This is a genomic window from Flavonifractor sp. An4 (assembly GCF_002161755.1).
Lineage (GTDB): Bacteria > Bacillota > Clostridia > Oscillospirales > Oscillospiraceae > Flavonifractor > Flavonifractor avicola.
On the sequence record NZ_NFIL01000078.1, the window covers coordinates 1 to 3,752 of the forward strand.

The window sequence follows — 3,752 nt, forward strand, 5'->3', positions numbered from 1 at the left end:
CTTGCTGGCAGGAGTGTACTTGGTAAAGTCCAAGCGGTCGTTACTGCTCAGGTATGCGATTTTATCGGCTGTGTCCGGAGTGGACGCGCTTGAGGTTTTACCGTAAAATTCACCGCTGGTCTCGCCGGCACATACGATTGCGTAATCAAGGTCGCTGTCCTCGATGATTTTATTGAACCCACTGTCGAGGCAGATGATGTTACGCAAATTGTCGCAACCAACGAACAGGGCACGCACTGCGTTGTAGTCGATATTATCGCCTATGATGACGGTCTCGATGTTGGGGTTGTTGCGGAACGGGGTGATTTTTAACTGGGAATGTTCGAAGTTCAGGAAGTTCATCTGAGTCATGGACTTTCTTGCGTTGAACTGCATGGTTTCGTCGACATTGCGGTTCATCTTGGCTTCGACCTCTGCGTCAGTCCAATCGTTGGTGATGACCAGCACGCCGTCATGGAGCACCCACTTGATGTTCCCGATGGGACGCAGTTCGTCGAGGGTATGGGTCTCCCCCGTGCCGCCTGTGATAGTGTCATCAACACCGTTGATGATGGCATATGCGCCAGTGGCTCGGACGCCGGTGTAGAACGAACCGTAACCGCTTCCAGACGCGGAACCGGGTGCTCCGGATGTGAAGATAAGGTCATTGTACAGGTCACGAGCCGCGGGGTCGGTCAGGGTCAGGTTGCCACCGAGGGTCGTGTTACCCTTGATGTAACCTTCGTACAGAATGTCGTTGTAGCCGAGCGCACCGCCGAAGATGTTCACACCGACGATGGACAGGGACAGGATGGCCACCAGAAGGGACGCCATCAGTTTACGGGAACTAAACTTAGTTTTCATTCGTAATTACCTCCTTGTAGGTGATGTTATCGGTTGTATGTGGGATGGTACGCTCCGGACTCGCACCACCTCGGACAGAGTGTTTTTTCTCTGTCGTCAATGCTCTGGCCTGAATGCCAGATTTTCAAGGTGCCGTGGGGCTGCGGAAGATCTGCCGCATCTTCCTGCTCCACGGCGGGGGCAGAAAAGTAACGGGAGAGGGGTGCAACCGCGCATCTCTCTGTCATTCGTTTACAGAGTGCCCCCTCTCCATTACATATATATGTACGCTGTGGTTTCCGACAGGGTGGCCCCGGGGAGAGGCCGCAAAGGCCCCACCCCAGGTCACCGGTTCTGCCGGAAACGCAAAAAGCGGTGTCGAGCGTAAGACCCAACACCGCCCGAAAAATCAGAGCGTAACACAATAGGCCCTATCCCCCGCCTTTCGCCCTTGCAAAAAGGGCTGTGTCTGGGTATAATAAGGCTACGGTGCAGTCAATTTGACTGTTGTGCTGAGTGGTCGAGACACTCTTCACAGGCCCGTGGGGTGGTGCAAACACCCTGCGGGCTGCCGCTTAATTGCGTTTCCAGCATCATTTTATACCATGTCCGCTGGAAAATCAAGTGGTTTCACATATTGCAGACATGATATCAGCCGACCCTTCGGCTCCAGCTTCATCAATACTCCTGCGCTGGCGGAGACAGCGGACATTTGAGGCATGGGGACCGCTTCCCCCCCAGGGGAGGAATACATGGGGATGCGTCCCACGCGGGCGTACGTGGCCTTGCCGGGGGTCATGACTTCAAGGCCCCGGCGCGAAAAATGGTGCGGTAGGCGACCCAGCCTACCTTATTATATAATATGTATCACGAGACTGTTCCGCCGTAGGCGGGCAAACAAAAATGGGGATGGGACGCTGAGCGTCCCATCCCCATTTTTGGCGTTAGAGGGCACCCGCAGACGCCGTAGGCGGCAAGGGCAAGCGACGGCCCACGGACGGCGCGCAGTAAGGGCCCCGCGATCTGCCGCAAGGCAGGGCGCGGGGTGACGCTGCGGCGGCGGGCTTGCCCGGCGACGTGGCGTCAGTCCTGCCGGCTGTGCCGGCCACGCAGACGGTTTTACCGGCGGCGTGTCAGGACCCCTTATGCCCTTTTTGGCTTTTTTGCCGTTTATAGCGCCGAACGGTGCAGAACGGCAAAAGCAGCCCATATATGCATCGGTTTCAGTGCTGAAACCAGGTAAAATCCCGGATCAAAAAATGGTGAATTTCAGCATTTTGCAGAACCGGATTTTTTTATTCGCATATATGGGCATATTTTGGAGCGAAGCGACGACAGTTTTCAGCATCAAGTCATGTCATATGACACGCGTGCTGAAAACTGTATCTGGCCGCAATTTTGCGCATTTTCAGCAAATTTCCAGTGGGAGGAAAAATGCAGAATTTCATCTTTTTTCCTCTGGCTGGAAATTCTGGCCCGCTTTTGCCTTGGCCGCACCGGGAAATGGAACGCAGTCCAGAGCAAAACAAAATTTTTTGAAATAATGTTGACATTTTAATTTTAATGATTATAATATAGAGTAACAGGCGAGCAATAAATTGTAATATAAAATTACGTTTTGACCCGCTGTAATAGCAAGTATCGCAGCACATATTACGGCCGATAAGCCAGATACAGGGCGCTGGCGGATGTTCCGATCCTTGACTACTATTTCAAGGAGGTGACTGTCATGAAGGAAATGACAGTCCGCCCTGTATCTCCGGCCCAGCCTGAGAGTCAGGGCAACAACTTGGGGCCACAGGCCCTCGCACCGAGGTTGGCGGCGCTGCTGCCGGCCTGCACGGGAGCAGCGGAATTTGGCGCCCGGTATCGAAGCAGTCACAGCGAGAGAGCCGAGGATTGGGCCGCGGTCGCGGACATCCCCGACCCAGATGTGCGCGGTGGCAAGATCGTCCATGCGCTCATAGCCTATGAGTTGGCACGGTATGTTGGTCTTGATCCTGAGCCACTCGATATGCTCCATGCCTCAGCAAAGGCCCAAAAGGTCATCGACGCTTGCGTGAGACGGGTCACATCGGTATATCGGGCCGAGCAGGCGCGCGGCACCCATCCGGTACTGTTGCCCGAGTATCATGTGGACTGCCTGGCCGCATGGGCTCTGGAAGGTATCTGCGTTGGATATTGCGACTGTGCGATTGTGACGGATGATACGATCTATGCCATGGAGTACAAGGCCGGCACGGGTCCTATCCACTACACACAGGCGCTCGGCCAGTGCAAACTGTACGCACTCGGTCTAATCAACGAGTTTGGCGTCCGGCCAAAAATCATCCTGGAAGTCATGAAACCCGGAATCAACTTTGATCGGCGCGTCGAGATGACCTCGGAGGAGCTGACCCGGTGGGGCGAGGAGACCATGGTGCCCCTGGTGCACCGCGTGATGCAGGGCGAGCGGACTTTCCGTCCCGGACAGCATTGCAATCTGTGCCCAGGACGGCCCCTGTGCCGGGCGTGGATTGAACAGATGATCACGATGTTGGTCAGCCGGTATGGGCGCGGGGCAACCGTATCGCCTCAACAGGTCCCCAAGCTCAGCGAGCAGGAAGTCTCTGAGCTGTTGGGACTGCTCGGGGACATTGAGTCCTGCCAAAGACCCCTGGAGGAATGGGCCGTCGGTCATATCCAGCATGGGGGTACTATACCTGGCTATCGGCTGGGCCACAACCCCGGCAATCTGCGCTTCCATGACGAGGCGACGGTGCGGGAAATCCTGGAAGCGCATGGCCTCTGGGAGCGGGGCTTGAAACTGCGGACACCCCGCGAGATGCGGCAGGCCATCGGTGACGAAGCATATCAGATGGTAGCTAGCTACGCCGTCCGCTCTCCGGGCAGGGATGTCCTCCGCCGGGATGATACCGTCGTCGGAGGGC

Annotated in this window: 3 protein-coding genes; 2 read left to right on the forward strand and 1 reads right to left on the reverse strand. The window is 55.9% G+C overall.

Features of this window, described 5'->3' with window-relative positions; translation table 11 throughout:
• Positions 1-843, reverse strand: an 843-nt coding sequence (locus B5F94_RS15520) for a hypothetical protein (protein ID WP_143383331.1), incomplete at its 3' end; no start/stop codon positions are given.
• A 1,124-nt stretch (positions 844-1,967) separates the two neighbouring features.
• Here B5F94_RS15520 and B5F94_RS16330 point away from each other — a divergent pair.
• Both B5F94_RS16330 and B5F94_RS15525 read left to right on the forward strand, forming a co-directional pair.
• On the forward strand, positions 1,968-2,366 hold the full coding sequence (locus B5F94_RS16330) for a hypothetical protein (protein WP_143383332.1): 399 nt from the start codon (positions 1,968-1,970) through the stop codon (positions 2,364-2,366).
• A gap of 185 nt (positions 2,367-2,551) precedes the next feature.
• On the forward strand, positions 2,552-3,752 hold a 1,201-nt coding region (locus tag B5F94_RS15525), incomplete at its 3' end, for a DUF2800 domain-containing protein (RefSeq protein ID WP_087331429.1).

Coding starts and splice junctions, on each gene's coding strand:
- B5F94_RS16330 (WP_143383332.1), top strand. CDS start 1,968: ATGCCCTTTTTGGCTTTTTTGCCGTTTATAGCGCCGAACGGTGCAGAA.